Annotated in this window: 15 protein-coding genes; 7 read left to right on the top strand and 8 right to left on the bottom strand. The window is 72.1% G+C overall.

Annotation, left to right across the window (positions count from 1 at the left end):
• The first annotated feature begins 21 nt into the window (after positions 1-21).
• Both WMF29_RS18705 and WMF29_RS18700 read left to right on the top strand, forming a co-directional pair.
• Positions 22-2,763, top strand: coding sequence for a phosphoenolpyruvate carboxylase (locus WMF29_RS18705; RefSeq protein WP_437330143.1), 2,742 nt, complete (start codon positions 22-24; stop codon positions 2,761-2,763).
• Positions 2,764-2,914: 151 nt separating this feature from the next.
• A complete protein-coding gene (locus WMF29_RS18700; protein WP_437330142.1) occupies positions 2,915-4,114 on the top strand; it encodes a 6-phosphofructokinase in 1,200 nt (399 codons plus the stop codon).
• Between the two features lie 81 nt (positions 4,115-4,195).
• Here WMF29_RS18700 and WMF29_RS18695 read toward each other — a convergent pair whose 3' ends face one another.
• The 3 genes from WMF29_RS18695 to WMF29_RS18685 form a co-directional block, all read right to left on the bottom strand.
• Complete coding sequence (locus tag WMF29_RS18695) at positions 4,196-5,074, bottom strand: NmrA family NAD(P)-binding protein (RefSeq protein ID WP_437330141.1); 879 nt, start codon at positions 5,072-5,074, stop codon at positions 4,196-4,198.
• 140 nt (positions 5,075-5,214) lie between these two features.
• A complete protein-coding gene (locus tag WMF29_RS18690; RefSeq protein ID WP_437330140.1) occupies positions 5,215-6,222 on the bottom strand; it encodes an anion permease in 1,008 nt (335 codons plus the stop codon).
• Entirely contained in the window at positions 6,219-6,836 is a 618-nt protein-coding gene (locus WMF29_RS18685) for a DUF47 domain-containing protein (RefSeq protein WP_437330139.1), read from the bottom strand. Before WMF29_RS18685 ends, WMF29_RS18690 begins: the two co-directional genes overlap by 4 nt.
• A gap of 123 nt (positions 6,837-6,959) precedes the next feature.
• Between WMF29_RS18685 and WMF29_RS18680 the strand changes: the two genes are divergently transcribed.
• On the top strand, positions 6,960-8,765 hold the full coding sequence (locus tag WMF29_RS18680) for an ATP-binding protein (protein ID WP_437330138.1): 1,806 nt from the start codon (positions 6,960-6,962) through the stop codon (positions 8,763-8,765).
• Between the two features lie 45 nt (positions 8,766-8,810).
• Here WMF29_RS18680 and WMF29_RS18675 read toward each other — a convergent pair whose 3' ends face one another.
• Entirely contained in the window at positions 8,811-9,293 is a 483-nt protein-coding gene (locus WMF29_RS18675; protein WP_437330137.1) for a hypothetical protein, read from the bottom strand.
• Positions 9,294-9,510: 217 nt separating this feature from the next.
• Positions 9,511-10,029 carry a peptidylprolyl isomerase gene (locus WMF29_RS18670; protein ID WP_437330136.1) on the bottom strand — a complete coding sequence of 173 codons (519 nt, stop codon included), beginning with the start codon at positions 10,027-10,029 and terminating at the stop codon, positions 9,511-9,513.
• A gap of 238 nt (positions 10,030-10,267) precedes the next feature.
• Between WMF29_RS18670 and WMF29_RS18665 the strand changes: the two genes are divergently transcribed.
• On the top strand, positions 10,268-10,918 hold the full coding sequence (locus WMF29_RS18665; RefSeq protein WP_437330135.1) for a hypothetical protein: 651 nt from the start codon (positions 10,268-10,270) through the stop codon (positions 10,916-10,918).
• A gap of 174 nt (positions 10,919-11,092) precedes the next feature.
• On the opposite strand, the gene WMF29_RS18660 is transcribed toward WMF29_RS18665, so the two are convergent.
• On the bottom strand, positions 11,093-12,985 hold the full coding sequence (locus WMF29_RS18660; protein WP_272098879.1) for an OmpA family protein: 1,893 nt from the start codon (positions 12,983-12,985) through the stop codon (positions 11,093-11,095).
• Entirely contained in the window at positions 12,982-15,072 is a 2,091-nt protein-coding gene (gene traA / locus WMF29_RS18655; protein WP_437330134.1) for an outer membrane exchange protein TraA family protein, read from the bottom strand. Before traA ends, WMF29_RS18660 begins: the two co-directional genes overlap by 4 nt.
• 433 nt (positions 15,073-15,505) lie before the next feature.
• Between traA and WMF29_RS18650 the strand changes: the two genes are divergently transcribed.
• From WMF29_RS18650 to WMF29_RS18640, 3 genes are all read left to right on the top strand, one after another.
• Positions 15,506-16,324 carry an SDR family NAD(P)-dependent oxidoreductase gene (locus WMF29_RS18650; protein WP_437330133.1) on the top strand — a complete coding sequence of 273 codons (819 nt, stop codon included), beginning with the start codon at positions 15,506-15,508 and terminating at the stop codon, positions 16,322-16,324.
• Between the two features lie 122 nt (positions 16,325-16,446).
• Entirely contained in the window at positions 16,447-18,132 is a 1,686-nt protein-coding gene (locus tag WMF29_RS18645; protein WP_437330132.1) for an SBBP repeat-containing protein, read from the top strand.
• Between the two features lie 245 nt (positions 18,133-18,377).
• Entirely contained in the window at positions 18,378-18,506 is a 129-nt protein-coding gene (locus WMF29_RS18640) for a hypothetical protein (protein ID WP_272098872.1), read from the top strand.
• A gap of 18 nt (positions 18,507-18,524) precedes the next feature.
• Here WMF29_RS18640 and WMF29_RS18635 read toward each other — a convergent pair whose 3' ends face one another.
• Complete coding sequence (locus WMF29_RS18635; protein WP_437330131.1) at positions 18,525-22,910, bottom strand: DNA topoisomerase 3; 4,386 nt, start codon at positions 22,908-22,910, stop codon at positions 18,525-18,527.
• Positions 22,911-22,924: the final 14 nt, after the last annotated feature.

Genomic DNA, 22,924 nt, shown 5'->3' with positions numbered 1-22,924 from the left:
CATCGCGCTAGGCTGGCCGCCATGCCGCCCCGCCGTCGTGAGGTCGATCGACCTCTTCGCAAAGAAGTTCGCCTGCTTGGACGCCTGCTCGGGGAAGTGTTGATCGAGCAGGAGGGAGAAGAGCTCTTCGCCATCGAAGAGCGCATTCGCACGCTGGCCATCCGTCGGCGCCGCGGCCCCAGCGACGGCCGCGCGCACGCGGCCGCGGAGCTCAGCAAGCTGCTCGCAGAGCTGCCCCACGATCGCCTCGAGCCCGTCATCCGCGCGTTCACCGTCTACTTCCGGCTCGTGAACCTCGCGGAGCAGCACCACCGCATCCGCCGCGCGCGCGCGTACGCGACGGATCCCGGCGCGCGGCCGCAGCGCGGCTCGATCGAGGCCGCGATGCACACGCTCAAGAAGGCCGGCGTGCCCGCGGAGCGCGTGCGCGCCGCGCTCAGGACGCTCGACGTGACGCTCACGCTCACCGCGCACCCGACCGAGGCCGCGCGGCGCACGGTGCTCGAGAAGCTCTACCGCATCGCGAAGAACCTCGAGGAGCGCGACCGCTGCCAGCTGACGCCCGACGAGTCGGCGCGCAAGCTCGCCGAGATCCGCGAGGAGATCACCGCGCTCTGGCAGACCGACGAGGTGCGCCGCGATCGCCCCACCGTCGGCGACGAGGTGAAGAACGTCGCCTGGTACATTGAGGAGATCCTCTGGGATCTGATCCCCGATCTGCCCACCGTGATCGGGCGCGCGTTCGAGGCCGCCTACGGCGAGCCGCTCGACGCGGAGATCGCGCCGCTCCGGATCCACTCGTGGGTCGGCGCCGACATGGACGGCAACCCGCTCGTCGTGCCCGCCGTGCTCGAGGACGCGCTGTTCGCCTACCGCATCCGCGGGCTGCGCCGGCTCATCCGGGCGGTGCGCGACCTCGGCGGCGCGCTGTCGCAGTCGGTCCGGCACGTCACGCCGCCGCCCTGGCTGCTCGCCTCGATCGAGGAGGACGCCGCCGCGATGCCCGAGGTGGCCGCGCACTTCGGCCCGCGCACCGAGGGCGAGCCGTGGCGCCGCAAGCTGCACTTCATCGAGGCGCGCCTCACCGCCACGCTCGAGCACGCGGAGCACGGCCGCGCCGAGGCGCGCGCGCGCTCCGGGCAGGGCCCCGCGCGCGAGGGGCGCGCGTTCGTGCGGCCCGAGGAGCCGACGGTCGGGGCCCCCTACCGCGAGCCCGCGGAGCTCGAGCGCGACCTGACGGTCGTCGCCGACAGCCTGCGCGCCGCGCGCTGCGCGAGCTCGGGCGAGCGGCGCGCGCGGGCGCTGCTCACGCAGGTGCACGCGCTCGGGTTCGCGCTCGCGGAGCTCGAGATGCGCGCGCCGGCCGAGGACGCGCGCGCCGCGGCGGCCAGCGTCGCGGAGGGCCGCGTCGAGCCGGCGCAGATGACGCCCGAGGCGCGCCGCGTGTTCGAGGCGCTGCAGCGCATCGCCGCGGCGCAGCGCGACGGCGGCGAGTCGTCCTGCCGCACGCTCGTGCTGTCGATGACCCACAGCGAGGACGACGTCCTCGCGGCCCTCGCGTGCGCGAAGGCCGCCGGGCTGTGGGACGAGGCGCGCTCGTGCGCGCGGATCGACGTCGTCCCGCTGTTCGAGTCGCTCGCCGCGCTGAACGACAGCGCGAGGATCCTGCGGGCGCTGCTCGCGCACCCGGAGTACCGGCCGCACGTCCTCGCGCGCGGCGTGCAGGAGGTGATGATCGGCTACAGCGACTCGGGCAAGGAGGTCGGCCTGCTCGCGGCGAGCGCGGCGCTCCGGCGCGTGCAGGAGACGCTGCCGAAGATCGCCGCGGAGGCGGAGCTGCCGCTCCGCGTCTTCCACGGCCGCGGCGAGTCGGTGGCGCGCGGCGGCGGACCGGCGCACCAGGCGCTGCTCGCCCTGCCGGCCGGCAGCGTCGGCGGCCGCTACAAGGCGACCGAGCAGGGAGAGGCGCTCGACCACAAGTACGCCCGCCCCGAGCTCGCGATGCGCACGCTGGAGATCATGCTGAGCGGCGTCCTCCTGCACACGCTGGGCGCGCAGCCGCGGCCGCCCACCGCGTCCGAGCTGCGCTACGCCGCGGCGTTCGACGAGCTCGCCGAGACGGGCCGGCGCGCCTACCGCGGGCTCGTCTGGGAGGAGCCCAAGTTCGTGGAGTTCTTCACGGCCGTGACCCCGATCGACGAGATCGCGCGCCTGCCGCTCGGCTCGCGCCCGAGCAAGCGGCGCGCGGGCGGCCTGGAGTCGCTGCGCGCGATCCCGTGGGTCTTCGCGTGGACGCAGAACCGGGCCATCCTCCCCGGGTGGTACGGCGTCGGCAGCGGCCTGGAGGCGATGGGGCAGCGCCCCGAGGGCGCGGAGCTGCTGAAGGAGATGATGGCGTCGTGGCCGTTCTTCCGGGCGGTCATCGACAACGTCGAGATGGTGCTCGCGAAGGCCGACATGACGATCTTCGCGGGCTACGCGGAGCTCGCGCCGGCCGCCGCGCGCAAGGCGGTCGCGCCGCGGATCATCGCGGAGTACAAGCGGACGCGGTCGTGGCTCAAGCGGCTCACGGGCAACCGGCGGCTGCTCGAGGGCAACCCGACGCTCCAGCGCTCCATCTCGCTGCGCAATCCTTACGTCGACCCCCTTTCATTCCTGCAAGTCGAGCTCCTGCGGGCGAGCCGCGGTGGGGACTCGGGGCGCGATCGCTCGCTCCTGCTCACGCTGAACGGCATCGCCGCCGGCATGCGCAACACGGGGTGAACGGCGCACGCGCGGAGCGCCACGCGGCGCGGCGCGCTCGCTCGACGCCGCGCGGCGCCGTCGTCCAACGCCGGGCGTCGTCCAACAACACGTTCGAACGTGTGACAATCGCTCAGCCAACCTCGTCGTCGCGTGGTAGAAGGCCGGCGCCATGACCAGCATCGTCGAGTTCGGACGTCCCGACACCCTCCCGGCATCGGACAAGCGCCTGCTGCTCGTCTTCGACGGCGGCAACGCCCCTGGCTACTCCTCGGTCGCCGTCGCGCTGACGGAAGAGGCGGCGCGGCGAGGCTACGAGGTGTGGGCCGCGACCGAGGGCTTCCGCTCCCTGACCGCGGACGCGCGCGCCCAGCCCCAGTTCGAGCGCCTCATCATGAGCCGCCGCCAGCGCTACGACCTGCTCGCGCAGGGCATCCCCGCGCGCTCGATGGGGCGGCGCGTGCTCGACGCGGGCAGCGATTTCCGCAGCGAGCGCTACTCCGGCTTCCTCGATCGCGAGAAGCGCAAGCAGGCGGCCGCGACCTTCAAGGCGCAGGGGTTCACGCACCTCATCTGCGTCGGCGGCAACGGCACGTTCGAGGGCATCAAGGCGTGGCTCGACGAGTTCGAGGTGCGCCCGCAGGCCGGCTTCGTGAACGTCTCCATCGACAACGATCTGGAGGGCGATCGCGCGATCGGCTTCCTGTCCGGCGTGGAGACGGGCGCGACCATCGCGCGCGGGCTCTACGAGGACGCCTACACGCACAAGCGCATCTACATCCTCGAGATGATGGGCAACCGCAGCGGGCGGCACGCGCTGCACTGCGCGGTGGCTGCGCGGGCGCACCTCATCGTGCTCCCCTTCTTCCGCTTCCCCCAGGACGTGCTGAGCGAGCTCGCCGACGGCCTCAAGCGCGCCGACTACGCGCTCGTGATCGTCGCCGAGGGCTACGAGGCCGAGCGCCGCCGCAAGGAGCACCCCGGCGTGTCGGCGAGCGACTACCTGAAGATGCAGCTCGAGGGCGCGGGCCTCCGCGACTCGTCGGACAAGCGCGTGATCGCGGAGCCTTTCAGCCGGTACATCCGCGGCATCCGCCCCGCCTTCCTCGACGTCTCGGCCGCCTTCCTCAAGGGGTCGCTGCTGCTCGCGGCCTTCGACGAGGGGCGCACCGAGGTGATGCCGTACGTGCTCGCCGCGAACGACGTCGGCGTGCTCGATTTCGCCTCCATACGTCGCGAGGACGGCGTGGAGCGGGCGTTCCTGCCGCTGCTCGACCGGCTCGACCTGAGCCGCTTCAAGACCTGGATCCTCGACCACTTCATCAGCCTCGGGGCGGCCCGACCGAGCCGCGCTCCGTCGCACGTCGGATGAGCTCCGCGCCCGCGCGGGCCGGGTGAGCCCCGCGCCGGCCGGGTGGACCACGCGCCGGATCGACGCGACGCCCTCGCAGCCTCACGCGACCGCTCGGGTCAGCGCGCCCGCGAGGTGCTCGCGCGCCCAGTCCTCGAACCGCCGCCACCCGACCTCCGGGTAGGCGGCGTGGAGCGCCCCGAGGTCCACGCCGTGGCCGACGCGCGTGAGCCAGCGGAGCATGGCCGTGAGGTCCTCGCTGCGCGCGCGCACCTCGGCGAGCGGCACCTCGGCGTAGCGGATCTCGCGGCCGGCCACGCGGGACAGCGCCGAGACGGCCTCGGCGCCGGTGAGCTCGTCGGACGCGAGCTCGATCCGGCGCCCGAGGAAATCGCCCCGGCGCTCGAGCACGAGCGCCGCGAACCGCCCCACATCGTCCGCCGCGATCTGCTGCAGCGGGCAGCCCGCCGGGAGCGGGGCCGCGTACACGCCGCGCCGGAGGCCGAGGAGCGCCGCGGGCGCGAGCAGGCTCTCCATCAGGCAGACCGGGGCGAGGATCGTGCAGGGCACGCCGAGCGCGGTGATGTACCGCTCGACGGTCGCCTTGCTCTCGAAGTGGGGGACGCCCGTGCCCCGGTCGGCGCTCGCGACCGACGTGTAGACGAGGTGCGCGCCGCCCGCCGCCCTCGCGGCCTCGGCGGCGGCGAGGCCGAGCCGCAGCTCCGCCTCGGCGGCCGCGAGCCCGCCCTCGAGCGGCGAGCCCATGGCGAAGACCGCGTCGACGCCGGCCGCCGCGCGCGCGATCGAGCGGGGCTCGTCTGCGCTGCCCTGAACGATCTCGACGCCGAGCTCGATGAGCCGCGCCGCGGTCGGATCGCCAGGCCTGGCGTAGGACGCGCGCACGCGGTGCCCGCGGGCGAGCAGCGCCCGCGCGACCGCCCCTCCCGGCGCTCCCGTCGCCCCCATCACGAGCGCCCGCATGGTCGCGCTATGGAGATCGGCGGCGCGCTTCGGAAGTCCCAGGGCGCGCCGCGAGCGCCGCCGCCTGGCGCGCGAGCGAGGCGCCGGCTCGCCTGCGTGGCGCCACGCCGCGCGGCGCGGCGCCGCGCTCGCCTGCGCGGTCAGGGCTGGCCGCTGATGACGTTCGCGACGGTGTAGGCGACCGCGGCGAGGGCGGCCGAGGCGGGGATCGTGAAGATCCAGGCCCAGACGATGCGCCCGGCGACGCCCCAGCGGACCGCGGAGAGGCGCCCGCTCGTGGCGCCGACCCCGACGATCGCGCCCGTGATCGTGTGGGTCGTGCTCACGGGGATGCCGAGCGCGGTGGCGCTGAACAGCGTCGCCGCGCCGGCCGTCTCGGCCGCGAAGCCGCCCACCGGCTTCAGCTTCGTGATCTTCATCCCCATGGTCTTCACGATGCGCCAGCCGCCGGAGAGCGTGCCGAGGCCCATGGCCGCGTGGCAGACGAGCACGACCCAGAGCATCGGCTTCGGGTCCTTGCCGCCCTCCTGGAGGCCCGCGGAGATGAGGAGCGCCGTGATGATGCCCATCGTCTTCTGGGCGTCGTTGCCGCCGTGCCCGAGCGAGTAGGCGGCGGCGGAGAGCAGCTGTAGCCGCCGGAACCGGGAGCTCACTTTGCCGGCGGTCCAGCCCCGCGCGAGCCGCCGGATGGCGTGCATGAGCGAGAACCCGATGACAGCGCCCAGCAGGGGCGACACCAGGATGAACGCCGCGGTCTTGCCGAAGACCGTCGCGTCGAGCACCGACAGCCGCCCCGCGCTCTTCACCGCAGCCCCGGCGAACGCGCCCATGAGCGCGTGCGACGACGACGACGGCAGCCCCCACCACCACGTGAGCAGGTTCCAGATGATCGCGCCGAGCAGGCCGCCGAGGATGACGTTCGGCGTGATGAACCCCGGCTCGACGCCCTTCGCGATGTTCCGCGCCACCGTGGGCTCGAACAGCGCGAACGCGATGAAGTTGAAGGCGGCTGCCCAGAGCACCGCGGTGCGCGGCGACAGGACGCGCGTCGAGACGACCGTGGCGATCGAGTTCGCGGCGTCGTGAAAGCCGTTGATGTAATCAAACACCAGCGCGATGATGAGGATGGCGAGGATGTAGGTCGTCATGCGTGCTCGAGCACGATGCCCTCGATGATGTTCGCGACGTCCTCGCAGCGGTCGGTCGCGTGCTCCAAGAGGTCATAGATGTCGCGCCACTTCATCACGAGGAGCGGGTCGTTCCCCTTCTTGAAGAGCGCCGCCAACCCGTTGCGGTAGTGCCTATCCGCTGCGTTCTCGATCTTGTTGATCTCGACGCAGAGCTCGAGGAGGGTCGGCTGTTTCTTCAGATCCCTGAGGGACTGGATGGCGGAGCTCATGACGGTGCACGCGTCGACGACATCCTGCGCGAGCAGCCGCGCGTCCGGCAGGGCGCTCGTGATCTCGAAGAGCACGAGCCTCACGCTCGCCGCCTCGATGCAGTCGAGCACGTCGTCGAGGCGGGTGATGAGCGCGTGGATCTCCTCGCGATCGAGCGGCGTGATCCACGTCTGGTGGAGGGCGGCCAGACACTCGTGGGTGATCTTGTCGGCCTCGTCCTCGAGGTCGGAGATCCGCTGCACCAGGGCCGGGGCTTCGTCGAGCCTGTCGAGCATCTCCAGGAGGAGCTCGCTCGCTGCGACGCTCTGCCGTGCGTGGTTGGCCAGCGCGTCGAAGAAGACTGCGTCACGGGTTAATCCCATGGGGCCGGGCGTTTACCCGTCTCCCCGCATCACGTCAACGAGTCGTCATGGGACGGACAAAACCAGGTAACCTAAGGATCTTCGCCCACGTCGCGCGCGGCGTGGGTCCGGCACGCGGGTGACATGGGTATAAGAAGCAAGCTCATCGCGTTCGCGGTGGGGATCGCGATCCTCGCGGCGTTGGTGTTCGACGGCTATGTCCTGAAGACGCTCGGAGCAGAGCTCTCGGCGCAGACGGAGGCCAACCTGGCGACGCGGACGGCGCTCGTCACCGAGGTCGCCGCGAGGTCGGGCGATCTCGCGGCCGAGGCGCCCGCCCTCGCGACGGCGCTGTCGAAGGTCGCCGGAGCGCGCGTCACGTTGATCGATCCGCAGGGCACGGTGCGGGGCGACTCGTCGGTCGCGCCGGAGGGGCTCGGCCAGCTCGATACGCACGCGACGCGCGACGAGGTCGCCGAGGCGCGGCACGTGGGCACGGGGCACAGCGAGCGCGTGAGCAAGACGACGCGGATGCGGATGCTCTACGCCGCGCAGCGGCTCGATCGCCCGGACGGGCCGTGGGTCGTGCGGGTCGCGTTCGAGCCGGTTGCGATCGATCGCAGCCTGTCCGCCGCCCGCACGCGCGTGGTGGAGGGCACGATCCTGGCCCTGGCGCTCGCCGTCGCCGCGGCGCTCGCCGGGGCGCGCGCCCTCTCCGGGCGGCTCGTCTACCTGACGGGCGTCGCGCGGGAGATGCGGGCCGACCTGGGCCGGCGCGCGCGCATGCAGGGGCGCGACGAGATCGCCACGCTCGGCGGCGCGCTCGACGACCTCGCCGAGAGCCTGGAGCTGTCGCGGCGCGAGCTCGGGGGCGAGGGCGAGCGCTTCGGCGCGGTGCTCGAGTCGATGCGCGAGGGCGTGCTCGTCACGGACGAGAAGGGGGACATCACGCTGGTCAACCCGGCGCTCTCGCAGCTGCTCGGCATCCGCAGGGACCCGGTCGGCCGCCCGCCGCTCGAGGTGCTGCGCTCGTCGAGCCTGCACGAGCTCCTCGAGGAGGTCGCGCTCGCGCGCGCGGCGGCGACGCGCGAGATCGAGATTGCGCCCGCGGCGCCAGGCGCGGCCGGGCCTCCTGGGCGCAGGATCCTGCTCGTGAACGCCGCGCCGCTCGCGCTGCCGGCGCAGAGCCGCGGGGCGGCGGGGGTCGTCGCCGTCTTCTTCGACGTGACGGAGCTGCGGCGCATCGAGGGCCTGCAGCGCAACTTCATCGCCAACGCGTCGCACGAGCTTCGCACGCCGGTCGCGTCGATCCGCGCGAGCAGCGAGACGCTGCTCGGCGGCGCGCTCGACGACCCGGAGGCCGCGCGCGATTTCGTCGAGGTGATCGAGCGGAACGCGACCCGGCTGCACCGGCTGGTGGACGATCTGCTCGACCTGTCGCGCATCGAGGGCGGCGAGCGGCCGCTCTCGCCGGGCACGCTCGACCTCTCGGTGCAGGCGGAGGCGGCGGTGGCGCTCCTGCGCGGGCGCGCCATGGAGAGGGACACCGACGTGAAGATCGACGTGGCGCAGGGCACGCTGGTCGCGGCGGATCCACGCGCGCTCGACCAGATCTTGACCAACCTCGTCGACAACGCGATCCACCACACGCCGAACGGCTCGCACGTGGTGGTGCGCGCGCGGGCCGCGAACGGGCGCGTCGTCCTGGAGGTCGAGGACGACGGTCCGGGCATCCCCCCGGTGCACCAGGCCCGCGTCTTCGATCGGTTCTACCGGGTGGATCCGGGCCGCTCTCGCGCGTCGGGCGGCACCGGGCTCGGCCTGTCCATCGCGAAGCACCTCGTCGAGGCGATGAGCGGCGACATCACGGTGACCACCGGCGCGGCCGGCGGGGCGCTCTTCCGGATCACGCTGCCCAGCGCGTCAGCTGGCGCCGCCCAGAAGAAGTAGGCCGGCGGCGGCGCTGGAGCCGGCCTCGCCGAGGCGGGGCGGGAGCTACGGCGCGCAGGCGGTGCGGCAGGAGTCGAACGAGCTCTGGCACGCCGCCGGATCGGCGAGCGCGGGCAGGCCGCCGTCCGCGGGGAACTTCGGCGTGAGGCAGGTCTGGAGGATCGACTGGCACTTCGCGGCGCACGCCGCGAGCTTGGCCGAGAGCGCCCCCGCGTCGGCCGTGGTGGCGGCGCCGCCGTCCGTCGGCGCGCCCGCGTCCTTCGGCGCGCCCGCGTCAGGCTTCGGGGCCGCCGGGGCGGCAGGGGTCGGGGCGGCCGTCGTGGTCGCTGGAGGCGCGGCCGGGGTCGGCGTCGCGGCCGGCGCGGTCCCGGTCGCTGCGGGCGGCGGCGCCGTCGCGGTCGGCGCCGTGACGGCGCCTGGCGCCGGGGTGACCTCCTCCGGCTCGTCGCTGGACTTGCACGCCGCGATCAGCAGCGCTGGCGAGGCGATCATCACGGCGAAGGCGGCGAGGAGCTTGTGAGCGCGCATGGGAGCTTCATGCTGCGCCTCCGCCGGGAACGCAACCCTTGCGCGCTCGGCCCGCGAGGCGCCGCAGCGAGGCGTGGCTCGCGAGGCGCCGTCCCGCGAGGCGCCGTGGCGAGGCGTGGCTCGCCGCGGCGCCGTGACGAAGCGTGGCCCGCGAGGCGAGGCCTCGCGCGGGCAGGCAGCGAGGTCTCCGGCGGGAGGCTCGCTCTCGGCAGGAGGGCTATTCCGTCCTGAAGATCACGTGGAAGCCATAGCGGGTCTCCACGACGTCGCTGAGCTGCTGGATGTCGAGCTCGAACGCCGCGTCGGCGAAGGGCGGCAGGACGTCGGCGCGCTCCACGGTGCCGAGCGAGCCGCCGCGCGACGCTGCGCCGGCCTCGTCGCTGTACTGCGCCACCACCTCGCCGAAGTCGGCGCCCCCACGGATCTTGTCGCGCGCCTCCATCGCGCGCAGGCACGCCTCCTCGCGTGTGCGCGCCGTGCCCTCGGCGCGATCGGCGCCGGCATAGCGGACGAGGATGTGCTTCACGCCGATCCGCGGCGGCTCGCCGGGGCGGGCTTGCCGCGGCGCGCTGGCGGCTGCGAGGCACGCTGCGGCGCTCGAGGCGCTCTCCTCGGCACGGGCGGCGCTGTCCGGAGCGGCGTGCGGCGCCGCCTGAGGGGCGCTGCACGCGGCGGCGAGCGCCGCGCCGAGGAAGGTGAGGAAGGCGAGAGGAGCGGATCGCTCGAGCTGGCGCATCGCGCCGCGAAGCATAGCCAGGCGTTCACGAGATCGGAACATTTGGATGGGGCGATCGCGGCGGTGGCGACGGGGCGTGGCGGCCCGGTGACGCGCACGGCGTCAGGCGCGGATCCCCCCCGAGCAACCTGCGAAAGGCGGCGTGCCGCCGGGTCGGCCGGCGTCCCCGGTGCACGTCGGCTGCGTCCATGATGCACGGGGTTTGCATCGCGCGTCGCATCGCTGGTAAGAAGGCAGCATGCAGCGCCTCCTCCTCTCGGCGGCCCTGGGTGCCGCGCTCATCGCCGGTTGCAGCACCGCTTTCCGAGACAAACGCACGCCTTCCGGCGAGTTCTGCAGCGACATGCACGTCGTGCCGGCGGGCCAGCTGCCCGATCGCGAATACCATCGCCTTCAGCCGATCGCGAGCGATCCGACGGCCCGCACGGAGGCGGAGCGCCTCGAGTCGCTCCGCAAGGCCGCGTGCGGCGTCGGCGGCGACGCGGTCATCGAGGCGGTCAACGAGGAGATCCGCACCGAGGACGGCCGCTATGCCAGCGTCGCGAGCGGGACGGCCGTGATCTGGGTCCGCCGCACCGAGGGAGAGGCGAAGCCGTTGACGTTGCATCCGGCGACGCCGCCCGCCGACTCGGCCGCGCCTGCCGAGCCGGAGGCGCCGCCGGCAGAGCAGCCTGCTGCTCCTCCTGCTGCGTCCGACGAGCCGTACGATGACTCGCCCGCGCCTGCGACCTCGGCCAAGCCGGGCAAGCCGGGGGCGAAGCCCCTGTCGTCCACCCCGCCGTCGTCGGCCAAGCCGGCCTCCTCTGCCGCGCCGCCGACGCCCGCCCCGCCGTCGTCGGCCAAGCCCGCCACGTCATCGGCGCCCGTGAAGCCCGCGCCGAAGAAGTAAGCGCACCAGAAGACGTCAGCGCCGCGCGCGGTCTCCTACCTGACGTCCAGCTCCCCTCTCCTCCCCGAGGCGCTCGCGATCGAGCGACGCCTGCTCTTCTCGCATGCGCGCTCGACCCGCCATCGAGCCCCCTTCCATCAATCTCCTCGGGCCGGGCCCCAGATCGGCGCCCTCCTAGCGACTCCCCCCGCCTCCAGGAGCAGGCGGCTGGCTCGACGAGGACGGCGCGGGCGCTGGTGCCGGCGCAGGGGTACCCGATCGCGGCAGCACGCCCGTATTGCTCGGAAGACCGCCCGCGTTGCCGCGGTTCGGCAGCGGCGCCGCACCGCCGGGCGCCCCGCCTGCTGGCGGAAGAGCGGATCCGCCGCTCGGCAGCACGTTCGACTTGAGGACCCCCTGCCCCGGCAGCGTGCCCTGATTCGGCAGCGTGCCCTGGGTCTTCTGCGGCAGCACCCCGCCGGACGGCAGGAGCTGCTCGCCCCCCTCGGGCGCTCCGGTGAGCGGCTTCGCCCCCGCGGCGCCGTAGCGCAGGATGCGGAAGACGACGCGCCGGTTCTTCGACGTCATGAACTGGCAATCGGGCGACAGCTGATCGTCGTGCCCCTGGCAGCCGGTGTCGTCGTAGATCGGCTGCGTGTGCCCGTAGCCGACCGCCTGGAGCCGCGAGGGATCGACGCCCTTCGCGATCAGGTACGCCATGACGCTCGCCACGCGGCGCTGGGACAGGGCCATGTTGTACAGGTCGGTCGCGCGCACGTCGGTGTGGCCCTCGATCCGCACCTCGCGGATGTCGGGGTTGTCGATCAGCACCTGCGCGACCGCTTCGAGGGTCGAGTTCGAGTCCTCGAGGATGATGTCCTTGTCGGTCGCGAAGTGGACCTGCTCGGTGATCACGATCTCGTCGCCCCGGATGAAGGCGAGCGGACAGCCGTCCTTCCCGTGCGGACCGGCGGGCTTGTCGGGGCACTTGTCGTCGCGATCGAAGATGCCGTCGCCGTCGGTGTCCAGGTCCGGACAGCCGAAGTTCTCGGGGCTCCCGGGCACGTCGGGGCAGCGGTCCGCGGCGCCGATGAGGCCGTCGCGATCCGGATCGTCGTTGTCGCGCTGCTGCAGGCGGTTGATCTCCTCCTGCTCCTGGGACGTCTTCGGCTGCCACGTGATGACGTTGAAGAAGCGGATGGAGGGCGCGCCGAAGCCGCACGCCGCGCCGAAGCTCCCGCCGAAGGTGATCGTGATGCCGTGCTTGGTCTGCCAGCGCAGCCCGAGGAGCGCCTCCGCGGGGATCTGCCCCGGGTCGTCGGGGTAGCTCGTGAGCGAGGGGTAGCCGTACACCTCGCCGATGACCGACAGGCCCCAGCTCTGAACGACGTACTGCTCGGCCGCCACGCCGAACTGCGCCATGTCGCCGACGCGCACGCCCGCGAACTGGTTGTCGGGCCGCAGCCAGATGCCAGCGTTCGCGGCGAGGAGCAGCCCGAAGTTGAACCGGTAGTCGCCGATGAGCGTCGCGCCGCCGCTCAGCGCGCCGTCGCTGGTGAACGCGTTCTGGTCGCCCGTGGGGAAGTTGAGGTTGCCCGCGATGGCCATCCCGAACCCCTCCTTGACCTGCTCCTTCCGGTTCAGGTACGGGAGCGAGATCTTCGTGGACAGGCGGAGATCGCCGACCGAGGAGCTCTTGACCGACCCCTCGGTGCCGAAGCGGCGGAGGTTGCCGCCCTCCTGGAAGAGGACGAGCGGCATGGTCATCGTGACGTCGAACACGTCGAAGAAGCCGATGCCCGCGAGCAAGGCGAGCTCGAGCCGCCCGGAGATGGCGTCGACGGCCTGCCTCGTGTCGTCGCCCGCGACGAGCAGCACGAGCGGGTCGGCCGCGATGTCGCTGTAGAGGCCGACGGTCGGCGAGAGGTTCCCGATGACCTCCGACTTCTGGACCATCACGAGATCGCGCGGGGCCGCAGCCGGGCGGAAGACCTGGGCATCGAAGCGCCCCTCCTCGGCGAGCGCGGGGCCCCCGGCGAGGAGCGCCGACAGCGCGAGGAGCGGGGCGAGGAGCGGACGCGTTCTCACGAGGCACCTCCGCTGCGCCGGCGGCGCTTTCGCTCGAGCAGCGCCAGCGCCGCGAGGGCGACGAGCCCGGCGGCCCTCGGGTCGGCGCCCTTCTGGCCGACGACCGAGACGCTGCAGATCTCGGCGAGGGTGCCGCCGCATGCGACGTTGTCGGGCATCGGGCCGAGCGCGCACTCCTTGGCGTCCGCCTCGTCGGTCCAGCGGCAGTGCTCGTTGCCGAGGCAGTCCAGGTTCGACTTGCAGGAGACGTCGCAGGTGTTCGTCGCGAGGTCGCAGGTGTTGCCGCACGGACACTGCGTGTCGGCGTAGCACTCGACGCACTTCTCGCCGTCGCAGTGCGGCGTATCCTCGGCGCAGGTCGCCATGCACCCCGGGTCGCACTCGTGGGTCTCGCGGTTGCAGGTCGTGCCGGCGCACTGCTCGTCCGACGTGCAGCGCACGCAGACCGCGAGCTCCGAAAAGTCGCCGAGGCAGAACGGCGTGTCGCCGCCGCAGCTCTCGCAGCGCGGCCCGCAGCGCCGATCCTTGACGCACTCCTTGCACTCGCCGCTCAGGCAGTACTGCCCGTCGGCGCAATCCATGTCGTTGCGGCACGCGGCGCACGCCGTCCCGACGGGCCCGGGGAGGCAGAACGGCACCGGGGGCGACTGCGGGTCGTTCGGGTCCTCGGGGTGCATGCAGTCGACGCAGCCCTCGCCGCAGCAGTTCGGCTGCGCGTTGCTCGGGATCTCGTCGACGCAGTGGCCCGTCGGGGTGTGGCACTTCTTGCCGTCGGGGCACTCGTCGTCGACGAGGCACTCGACGCACATCGCGACGCCGCCCGGCTCGACCGCGGCGCAGTTCATCTGGGCGCCGCTGATGCCGTTCGGACAGCAGTTGCAGGAGTTGCCGGCGCACCGATCGGCCGTGTCGCACGGGACGCAGGAGTGCTCGACGCAGATCTCGCCCCGCGGGCAGTCCGGGTCGATGTTGCACTCGTACTCCTCCTTGCACTCGTGCGACTCGGGGTCGCAGACGAAGCCGTCGCGGCAGTCCTCGCTGGTGCGGCACTCGGCGCACGCGCGGCTGCCGTTGAGATCGATGCAGAACGGCGTGTCGTTCAGGCAGCGCGAGCACGACTCGCCGCAGTGGAGCGCCGTGTCGCACGGGGCACAGAGGGCGGCCTCGTTGCAGTAGTAGCTCCCAGGACAGCCGTTGTTGTTGGGCAGGCCGACGAACCTGCGCTCGCACTGCTGGCACTGGTCCAGATCCGGGAACGACGGCGAGCCGGCCAGCGTCTGGAAGAACTGCGTCGGCCGGAAGACAGTGAAGCCGTTCTCGTTCAGCTTCACGGGATCCACTTCAGCAGCGCGGTGGAAGTCCTCGAACTCCCCGACGAAATAGGACATCTCGAGCGCTGCGTGCTCGGCGATCTCCGCGTAGTTGATCTCGAGCGGGTACAGGCCTGGCTTGTCGAAGGTGACGGTGTTCGTGAGGCGCCAGACCGGCAGGCCGAGCTCCGCCGGCTGGAGAAGGACCACCTTCTCGCTCGTGACGGCATCGTAAAACGCGAGGCTCACGGCATCGTCGGCGTACAGGCCGAAATGGACCGGCTTGCGGACGAGCTCCTCCGTGACGGCCAGGAACCCGCGAATCCGGGAGCCATAGACGATTTTCGTACGGTCAGGGCGATCGTCCCACGGGAAGCTGCAGCCGCCGATCCCGCAATCCGGCGACATCGGCCTGAAGTCGCCGAAACTCCGCGGGGCGTCCTCGTCGCCGGGGTCCTCGTCGGCGGCGTTGTTGTTGCTCAGATCAAGGAGCGTTCGAATGGTGTACTCGAGGCGATCTTCCTTGTGATCGTCGATGAGTTTATTGGTTCCTCCTATGAAGTCGTTCATAAAGAGGTTTGCCGGCGTCTCTTGCGGCCCGCTCGGGATGACCGACGCGGCGCAGAGCCCGGTGCCCTCGACCTCCGGCAGCTCTTCAAGAGCGGGCGCCGAAACGACGACCGGCTGCGGCGTCGGCTTCTCCACCTGCGCATGCACGGGCAACGGCAACAGCGCACACAGGGCGGCCGTGGCCAGCTCGACGCATCGAATGCGCATGACTCGCTCGCGGGTCCGCTGCGCTGCCCGCGGGTCCTCAGCACCCGAAGTCGAAAGCACGTTTCACAGGCTAGCCGCTGCGCGCAGCGTTCTGCAAGAAGAAGGCGGCAAAACGCCCGCTCCTGATGTAGGGGACGGTCCTCTACCACCCGATGCTCCGACGTCCCCTGCGTGTGGGACGGCCGGCGAACCGCGCGGGCGATCGACCGCGCCGCGGTGGGCGGCATGAGCCACTGTGACAAGAACGCCACGAAATCGACCTCTCGCGCGGCGTCGGGGGGGGCCGCCCGTGCTGGATGACGCACCCATGGCGTTCTGATCGTCGTGGCGCGGTGCGGCGAGCAGTCCGGCGGCAACGGCCGTGGCGCGCCCGTACGCCAGGACCAACAGCCCGCTCGCGATCAAGGGCGGCGCGGCGTAAAGGATAGCGTCCATGATCATGACCTCGGGCCTCGCCATCGTCACAGGCGCCTCGTCCGGCATCGGCGCGGAGATCGCACGGCAGCTCTCGGCGCGCGGGCAGCCGGTGCTCGCCATCGGCCGGCGGGCGCACCGGCTGGAGGAGCTCTCCGCGCAGGCGGGCGCCGCCGGGCACGCGCCCATCCACCCGCTCGAGCTCGACGTCACCACCGAGGGCGCAGCCCTCCGCGTGCGGGATCGGGCGCGCGAGCTGGGCGGCGCGACCTGGCTGGTCAACAACGCGGGAACGACGCGGCTCGGGCCCTTTCTGGAGGGCGACCCGGCGGCGCTGGCGATGCTGGTGCGACTCAACTGCGAGAGCGTCGTCGCGCTCTGCGCGGCGATCGTCCCCGACCTGGTGGCCCGCGGCGGAGGGCGCGTGCTCAACGTCGCGTCGCTCGCCGCGTTCCAACCGACCCCGGGACATGCGGTGTATGGAGCGACCAAGGCGTTCGTGCTTTCGCTCTCGGAGAGCCTGGCCGTGGAGCTCGAGGGAACCGGCGTCACGGTGACAGCGCTGTGCCCAGGGCCGGTGACCACGGAGATCTTCGACGTAGGCGCGCCCGGCGTGCCGCGCAGAAAGCTGCCTTTCGAGCTCACGGCCGAGGGCTGCGCGACCTACGGCATCGCGGCGGCGGATCGTGGCGATGTGGTCGCCGTCCCGACCGCGTTGAGCAAGGCCACGGCCCAGCTCTCGCGCGTCCTCCCTCGCGCGGCGCTACGCCGGCTCTCGGCACGGATAGGGCTCTCGGTCCTCGGCTATGGCGCTCGGGCGCGAGGCGTCCGAGGCTAGGACGAGCGCCCGGCTCGTCCCGGCGACGATCGAAACCAGGCTCCTGCGCGCCGCGTCAGTGTGATACCCTCCGCGCTAGCGTCGGGAACCTCACCTTGCGACTTCCGGGCGCGCACGAGCCCATGCAACGACAAGCACGACCTTACGCGCTCGCTTCCCTCCTTGGTCTGGGCCTGTGCGCCAGCGGGTGCGCGCAGCTCCTCGGTCTCGACGAGTTCTCCGACCAGGCGCCGGGCGGCACGGGTGCCGGCGGTCTGGGGGGTGCTGACCCCATGGGCGCCGGCGGTGCGGGAGGCGCTGAGGAGGAGGCGCCCACGTGCACGCCGGACGTGTCGGAGGTGTGCTACGCCGGCCCACTGGGCACCAGGAACAGGGGCGCCTGCCGGGAAGGAATGCGCACCTGCGGCGCCGACAGGACCTGGGGCGCCTGTGAGGGCGAGGTGGTCCCCGCGGTGGAGCGCTGCGATGCCGCGGACGACGAGAACTGCGATGGATTCCAATGCATTGTCTGGGCGACCGGGTTCGAGCAAAATGGCGACGCCTGGCCTTTGGCCGTCGAGAGTGACGCTGAGGGAAACGTGTTCGTCAGCGCAAGTTTTTCAGGGACGATCAAGATCGCAGGGGAATCCTTCTCCTCTGCCAGCGGGTCGAGCGATGCGCTGATCCTCAAGCTGAGTCCGACCGGCATCCCTCTCTGGGCGAAGAAGTTCGGCGATTTCGGCGTGGACAGTGTCACGGACCTTGCCATCGACTCCAAGGGAAACCCAGTTCTGATCGGCGAGAGCCCTCAGGGGGGAGTCGACTTCGGCGGTGGACCGCTTCCGGAGGGTCCGTTCATCATCCGACTTGGCGCATCGGGCAAGCATGTCTGGAGCAAAGGCCTGGGAGGCCGCGGCACACTCACCGGAATCGCCATCGACTCGAGCGACGACATCATCGTCACGGGGAGATTCAGCCTGCCCATCGATCTCGGCGAGGGCCCGATCACGCCCGATGGCGAGGACATCCTCGTGGCGAAGCTCGACGGTGCCAACGGGCGCGTGAGCGGCCCGGGCTACTGGGTGCGCACGTTCAATGGCTCGTCATGGTATGAAGCTGCCACTGCGGTTGCGGTCGATAGCTCGAAGAACATCTTCTTTCTCGGCTGGTCGGATGAGACGATCAATTTCGGCACTGACACTGTGCCGCTCCGAGTCCATGGCACCCAATTTGTCGTCAAGCTGACGCCGGCCGGGAAGGCCGTGTGGGCCAGAGCGCTCAACGGACCTGGATCAGGCTACGCGCAGCCGATGGGCATCACGGTGGATCTGTCAAGCCGTCCTGTGATAGTGGGCTCGTTCTCTCAGAAGATGCAACTTGGCGAGCACACCGTAACCGGAGGAGCCGGAACCGACCGCAACGTCTTCGTGGTGCAGCTCGAGGCGACCGGGATGCCCCGATGGTTGCGCGGGTTCGGAGAGGCTGCCAGCGAACAGTACGCGTATGGAGTCACTCGGGATCCTTCTGGAAATCTCGTTGTTGGCGGCATTGCGGCGGGGGAGATCGACTTCGGCAGCGGCCCATTGAAAGCACAGGGACTTCACAACGCCTTCGTCGCCAAGTTCACGCCCGATGCAGAGCTCCTATGGAATCACCTCACGGAGAACACGGGCGAAGACATCCTGCGCGCGGTCGCCACCTCACCGGACGGCGAGACGCTCATCGCGGGCACGACGACCGCTCCGCACGCCGACTTCGGCACGGGACCGCTGCCCGGCACCGGCGACGGGAATCGGACGCGCCTCGTCATCGCGAAGCTGGGCCGGTGATGTTGCTCCGGCAGCAGGCAGGGCTCGGTGCCTCGCGCGGCAGCGACTGGAACGCTTCGCGCAGCTCGCGCAGGTAGGTCGTCGCGAAACGCCCCACCGTGGCGCGTACGCCGCTGTGCTTGCCGCCCCGCAAGCCAAGTCATCGCCTCTTCACGGGAACATCTCGCCCCGCCGGAGCCCGCCGGATGTGGCACCCACGTTGCTTCGCTCGTCGAGCACCCCGACACGGGGCCGGAGGTCATTCGATGAGCAAGATTCTGCGTGGGATCGCGGCAGGCTACGGCGCGAAGAAGCTCGGCGGCGGGTGCTTCAGCACCATCCTCATTTTCGTCCTGCTCTGGTGGGTGCTCGGCCACTTCGGCGTCTTCCGCTGAGCGCCGCCCGCGCGCCGCTCAGCGCGCCCGCCCCTTCTTCCGCTGCGCCTTGCGGGCGAAGAACGCCCTCCGAGCGTCCGACGACTTCGCGCTCTGCCGCTTCTTCACCTTCGGCGGGAGCTTCGCGAGCGGGACTTCGCCCACGACGTCGCTCGCGCCGCGCGGCCCGCCGAGGAGGCCGCGCTGCGTGAGCGACGCGCGCTGGTACGTGATGAGCTCGCCCGCCTTCTCGAACGAGTCCTCGCGCACGCAGACAAGGCCCGCCCGCACGAGCCCGCCGAGGAGGTGCTCGAAGTCGCGCCGCTCGAGCGAGCCGTCGGCGAACGCCTCGCGGTAGAGCCGGCCTGTCGGCTGCTCGCTCTCGCGAAGCGCCGCCATGATCTTCGCGATCGCCTGCGCCTCGTCGCGGCTCGGCGCCCGGAACTCCCGCGCGGCGCAGGCGGCCGGCGCGCAGACGTCGCACAGGCCGCAGGGCTCGCCCGTGTCCTCTTGGTCGCCGAAATGGCGGACCAGGTGGAGCATCCGGCAGCCGTGGCCCTCGGTGAACCGCGCCATCTGCACGAGCTCGGCGAGCTTGTGGCGCCGCTGCGCCTCGTAAGGCCCGCGCCAACCCGGCTCGCCCAGGGCGACGCCCCCGTCCGGATCCACGCGCGCGCCGCCGTGGATCCAGAGCTTCTCGAGGGCCTTGTCCGCCACCTCGGGATCCATGCCGAGATCACCCAGGATCGCCTCCTTCGGGCGGGGCTCGTCCGACAGGACCTCTTCGATCCGCTGGAGCACCGCCGGATCAGGGTAGTCGCGCTCGTGGAAGAACTCGTGCATTCGCCGGTCGACATACGAGTGCATCAGCACGGCGCGCGAGGGGAGCCCGTCGCGGCCGGCGCGGCCGATCTCCTGGTAATAGCCCTCGACGCTCCCGGGCAGCCCGGCGTGGACGACCGTGCGGACATCGGGCTTGTCGATGCCCATGCCGAAGGCGATCGTGGCGACGATGATCTCGGTGCTGCCGTCCAGAAAGGCCGCCTGGATCCGGTCCCGCACCGGGGCGGCGAGACCCGCGTGGTAGGCCTCGGCCGGGAGATCCTCCGAGAGGCCGGCGGCCAGCGCCTCGGCCTCCTTCCGCGTCGGCGCATAGACGATGGCCGGCGTCCGGCCCTCCTGGCCGAGCAGCGCGCGCACCCGGTTCAGGCGCTCTCCCGGGCTGACCTCGAGGATCTCGATACCCAGGTTGCTCCGCCTGAAGCCGTGGATGAACCGCGCCGCGGACGTGAGGCCGAGCTGCTCGACGATGTCGTCCTGCACGACCGGCGTGGCGGTGGCGGTCAGCGCGATGACAGGCGCCGGACGGAGCGCCGGGAGCCGCTGACCCAGCATCCGGTAATCAGGGCGAAAGTCGTGGCCCCATTTCGAGATGCAATGGGCCTCGTCGACGGCGACCAGCACGGGCTTCCGGCGGGCGAGCATCTCGGGGAACCCGGGCACGCGGAGCCGCTCGGGGGCGATGAAGAGGAAATCGAGCGCGCCATCGAGGTAATCGATGCAGGCCTGCCGCGACTCGGCCCGGCTCCGGCCGGAGTGGATCCGCTCGGCGGCGAAGCCGCACGCGCGGAGCTTCGAGGCCTGATCCTCCATGAGCGCGATGAGCGGGCTCACGACGAGCGTCGTGCCGCCTCGGGCGATGCCGGGGAGCTGGTAACAGAGCGATTTGCCGGCGCCCGTGGGCATGACGAGCAGCACGTCGCTCCCCGCGGCCGCCGTCCGGCAGACGGCCTCCTGGTAGGGGCGGAAGGCGCTGAAGCCGAAGCATTGGTGGAGCAGCTCGACGAGGTCCTCCGGCCGGCGCGCTGGCGACGAGGCGACCGCCGGCGAGGACGCGGCGCCCACCCCACGCGCCGGGGAGGACCCGACGGCCGCCGCGCGCGCGGGCGACGGCGCTACCGCGGCGGGGCGCGCCGGCGGCGACGTCGCTGCCACAGGTCGCGCGGGCGACGGCGCTACCGCCGCGGGGCGCGCCGGCGGCGACGTCGTTGCCACAGGTCGCGCGGGTGACGGCGCTACTGCCGCAGATCGCGCGGGCGACGGCGCTACCGCCGCAGGGCGCGCCGTCGCCCCGGCCGCCGCAGGTCGCGCTGGCGACGGCGCCGCCGCCGCACGCGACCGCGCCTGCGCCCGAGCCGGCGCCGGTGCTGCAGCCGCCGCGACCGCCTGCAGCGCGCCAGGCGATGCATCGCCCGGCCCGACCCCTGCGCTGCTGCCCGGAGCACGGCGAGGCGTCGCCTCGCGGCCTCGGCCGGTCCCCGGGGCAGCGGCCGCGGCGCCGCCCCTCTTCTCGCGCGACCGCGCCTCGCCGCGCTCCTGGAACGGCGACGCCCCGACCTCCGGGGAAAGCGCGCCGTCCCCTGCTGCGCGCCGTCCCCCGCTCACCTCCGCGACCACGTGGCGCACGTACGACTCGATGTCCGCCATGAACGACGGCAGATCGCCCTTGCCCCGCGCCATGCGGGCGAGCTTCGCCTCCCAGGCGCCCGTCATCGCGGGGCTCTTCACGTCCGCGTGGACGACCTCGATCAGCCCGACGCCCTTGTCGGTCGCGTGCAGCAGCTTGCCCTTGCGCACGATGTACTCGCGCCGGAGGAGCGTCTCGATGATCGCGGCCCGCGTGGCCGGCGTGCCGAGGCCCGAGTCCTTCATCGCCTCGGAGAGCTCCTTCTCTTCGAGGCTGCTGCCCGCGGTCTCCATGGCGGTGAGCAGCGTGGCCTCGGTGAAGCGCGGCGGCGGGCGCGTCTTCTTGGCCTGCGCCTCCGCGTCCAGCACGAGCTGCACCTGCCCTTTCGCGAGCCCAGGCGGGAGCCGCTGATCCGCGGTCTCGCGCTCGCCCTCGCCCGCTCCCCCGTCGCGCGCGTCGGGCCCATCACCGTCCGATTCCGCCTTCTTGCTGGGCCTCGCAGGCGGCTTGCCGAAGCCGATGTCGAGCACCTTCCACCCGACCTTCTCCACGACGCTGCCCGCGCTGTGGTAGCGGTCCACGATCGGCTCGCCGCCGCGCGCGCCCGCGCCGCCGCGCGTGGTGATCGCCGTGATGACGGTGGTGATCGAGGTGACGTGATCCTCGTGCCACGCCGAGAGGAGGCGCCGGCAGATGAGATCGAAGATCTTCTGCTCATCGGTCGAGAGCTCCGCGCGCGAGGAACGAGCCCCCGTGGGGATGATGGCGTGGTGATCCCCGACCTTGCCGTCGTCGACGAAGCGCTTGCCGAGCGGCCGAGCCCCTGTCCCCGGGGCGAGCATCCCCCGAAACGAGCCCTCGATCGCCTGCACCACCGCGCCGAGCGTGGCCGCGACATCCGTCGAGAGGTGCCGGCTGTCGGTGCGCGGATAGCTGATGAGCTTCCTGCGCTCGTACAGCGCCTGGGCCACCTCCAGCGTCTTCTGCGCAGAGAAGCCGTAAAGGCGGTTGGCGTGCCGCTGGAGCTCGGTCAGGTCGTAGAGCAGCGGCGGCGGGAGGCGGCGAGACTCCGATCGGACCGCCTCGATGCGCGCCTCGCCGCGCCGGGCCCGCTCGATGATGCGCCGCGCCTCCTCGCCGTCCGGCGGCAGGCGCCTCCGCGACGGCGCGGTCTCGGGCCGCTCGCCGGCGTTCGGCGGCCCGCCGGCGGCCGGCGGCTCGCCGGGGAGCGGTTTGTCGTTGAAATACGTGCCCTTGTAGGACTCGTCGGCCGCGCCCGAGCCGTCCTCCCGGAGCGGGCAGAAGGTCGCGACGACCTCGAGGTACGGTTCGGGGACGAACCGCCGGATCGCGAGCTCGCGCTCGACGACCATGGACAGCGTCGGCGTCTGCACACGGCCGACCGAGAGATCCTGGTCGAAGACCAGGCTGTAGGCGCGCGAGAGGTTCATGCCGACGAGCCAGTCGGCCCGGCTACGCCCGCGCGCCGCGTCGGCGAGGCCGTCGTAGCCGCGCGCGTCCCGCAGCCGCCGGAGCCCGTCCCGGATGGCGTCGGGCGTGAGGGACGAGATCCAGAGCCGCTCGACCGGCTTCTTGCACCCGGCCGCCTCGTAGAGGTATCGGAAGATGAGCTCGCCCTCTCGGCCGGCGTCCGTGGCGCAGACGACGCGCTCGACGTCGCGCCGGCCCAGGACCTTCCGGACGATCTCGAACTGGGCCCGCGTCCCGGGGAGGACGACGAGCGGGAACTGGCCGGGAAGCATCGGGAGGAGGTCGAGGCGCCAGCGCTTCCAGGCGGGGTCGATCTGGTGCGGCTCGGCGATGGCGACGAGGTGCCCGATCGCCCACGTGACGACGTAGCCGCCGCCCTCGAGGAAGCCCTCGGCGCGCTTCGAGGCCCCGAGCACCGCGGCGATGTCGCGGGCGACGGCGGGCTTCTCTGCGACCACGGCGATCATGCGGCGACCATGCG

Origin of the sequence: Sorangium sp. So ce381 (assembly GCF_051473845.1) — a bacterium.
Lineage (GTDB): Bacteria > Myxococcota_A > Polyangia > Polyangiales > Polyangiaceae > Sorangium > Sorangium atrum.
Note: the sequence above shows the minus strand (reverse complement) of the source record. Positions and strands in the feature narration are given on the sequence as shown.

What these genes read in the sequence shown, in the direction of transcription:
- WMF29_RS18705 (WP_437330143.1), top strand. Translation starts at nt 22, where the DNA reads ATGCCGCCCCGCCGTCGTGAGGTCGATCGACCTCTTCGCAAAGAAGTT.
- WMF29_RS18700 (WP_437330142.1), top strand. Translation starts at nt 2,915, where the DNA reads ATGACCAGCATCGTCGAGTTCGGACGTCCCGACACCCTCCCGGCATCG.
- WMF29_RS18695 (WP_437330141.1), bottom strand. Translation starts at nt 5,074, where the DNA reads ATGCGGGCGCTCGTGATGGGGGCGACGGGAGCGCCGGGAGGGGCGGTC.
- WMF29_RS18690 (WP_437330140.1), bottom strand. Translation starts at nt 6,222, where the DNA reads ATGACGACCTACATCCTCGCCATCCTCATCATCGCGCTGGTGTTTGAT.
- WMF29_RS18685 (WP_437330139.1), bottom strand. Translation starts at nt 6,836, where the DNA reads ATGGGATTAACCCGTGACGCAGTCTTCTTCGACGCGCTGGCCAACCAC.
- WMF29_RS18680 (WP_437330138.1), top strand. Translation starts at nt 6,960, where the DNA reads ATGGGTATAAGAAGCAAGCTCATCGCGTTCGCGGTGGGGATCGCGATC.
- WMF29_RS18675 (WP_437330137.1), bottom strand. Translation starts at nt 9,293, where the DNA reads ATGCGCGCTCACAAGCTCCTCGCCGCCTTCGCCGTGATGATCGCCTCG.
- WMF29_RS18670 (WP_437330136.1), bottom strand. Translation starts at nt 10,029, where the DNA reads ATGCGCCAGCTCGAGCGATCCGCTCCTCTCGCCTTCCTCACCTTCCTC.
- WMF29_RS18665 (WP_437330135.1), top strand. Translation starts at nt 10,268, where the DNA reads ATGCAGCGCCTCCTCCTCTCGGCGGCCCTGGGTGCCGCGCTCATCGCC.
- traA (WP_437330134.1), bottom strand. Translation starts at nt 15,072, where the DNA reads ATGCGCATTCGATGCGTCGAGCTGGCCACGGCCGCCCTGTGTGCGCTG.
- WMF29_RS18650 (WP_437330133.1), top strand. Translation starts at nt 15,506, where the DNA reads ATGATCATGACCTCGGGCCTCGCCATCGTCACAGGCGCCTCGTCCGGC.
- WMF29_RS18645 (WP_437330132.1), top strand. Translation starts at nt 16,447, where the DNA reads ATGCAACGACAAGCACGACCTTACGCGCTCGCTTCCCTCCTTGGTCTG.
- WMF29_RS18640 (WP_272098872.1), top strand. Translation starts at nt 18,378, where the DNA reads ATGAGCAAGATTCTGCGTGGGATCGCGGCAGGCTACGGCGCGAAGAAG.
- WMF29_RS18635 (WP_437330131.1), bottom strand. Translation starts at nt 22,910, where the DNA reads ATGATCGCCGTGGTCGCAGAGAAGCCCGCCGTCGCCCGCGACATCGCC.